Genomic DNA, 1,014 nt, shown 5'->3' with positions numbered 1-1,014 from the left:
ATCGGTGTTCTTTTCAAACAGCACGGCAAGGCCACCGGTCGCGATCACCTTTACCGGGCGACCAATCTCCGCCTTTATGCGGGCGACCAGCCCCTCGATCATCGCGATATAGCCCCAATAGATACCGATATGCATCTGGTCGACCGTATTGCGCCCAATGACCGATTTACTGGCCGGTGCCTCGATCGCGATGCGCGGCAATTTGGCCGCTGCCGTTACCAGCGCATCGAGCGACAGGTTGATGCCGGGCGCGATAATCCCGCCTTTATAGGCACCGGTATAGTCGGCGACATCGAACGTCGCTGCCGTGCCGAAATCGATGATGATGAGGTCGCCGGGATGATTGGCGTGGGCCGCCATCACATTCAGCGCGCGATCCGCGCCAACGGTGTCCGGCTCCTCGACATCCAGCGCGATCGGCCACCCGCCCTTCCCTGCGACGACAGGCTCCGTCTTGAAATATTTCTGGCTCAGCACGGTCAGATTATGCAGCGCACGCGGCACCACCGTTCCAATGATGACGCTCGTAACGCTGGAGCGCTCAAATCCCTCCAGCGCCAGCAACTGGCTCAGCCATACCGCATATTCATCCGCCGTCCGCCGTGGATCGGTCGCAATCCGCCAGCGCGCGCGGATGTCGCGCCCTTCGACCAGGGCAAAGACGACATTGGTGTTGCCGGCATCAATCGCGAGCAGCATGAAAGCGTCCTTCAGATCAAAAACACGTCGGCGGCGTGAATGACACGCCGCGAGCCATCGGCCAAGCGCAGGTTGAGCGCGCCCTCGGCGTCCAGTCCGTCGAACAGCCCGTCGACGTTCGACCCATCCGGCAAATGGGTCGACAGCGCCGTGCCTGTGGCGTGCGCCCGCTCCAGCCACCGCGCCCGCACCGCCGATAAACCGTCACCCCGCCAACGCGCCAGCCAGCGCGCGAAGCTTTCGGCCAGCACATCGGCAAAGGTCGATGCGTCTACCATCGCCCCCCGGACCAAAAGGCTGGTCGCGGGGCGATCG

At 63.1% G+C, this 1,014-nt stretch carries 2 protein-coding genes; both read right to left on the bottom strand.

Annotated elements, in window-relative coordinates:
• A partial coding sequence (locus U1769_RS25575) for a type III pantothenate kinase (protein ID WP_332720959.1) occupies positions 1-699 on the bottom strand: 699 nt, incomplete at its 3' end.
• An 11-nt stretch (positions 700-710) separates the two neighbouring features.
• Positions 711-1,014, bottom strand: a 304-nt coding sequence (locus tag U1769_RS25570) for a biotin protein ligase-related protein (RefSeq protein WP_332720958.1), incomplete at its 5' end; no start/stop codon positions are given.

Origin of the sequence: Parasphingomonas zepuensis (genome assembly GCF_036663735.1) — a bacterium.
Lineage (GTDB): Bacteria > Pseudomonadota > Alphaproteobacteria > Sphingomonadales > Sphingomonadaceae > Sphingomonas.
The sequence above is the reverse complement of the archived record's forward strand: the minus strand, read 5'-3'. Positions and strand labels throughout refer to the sequence as shown.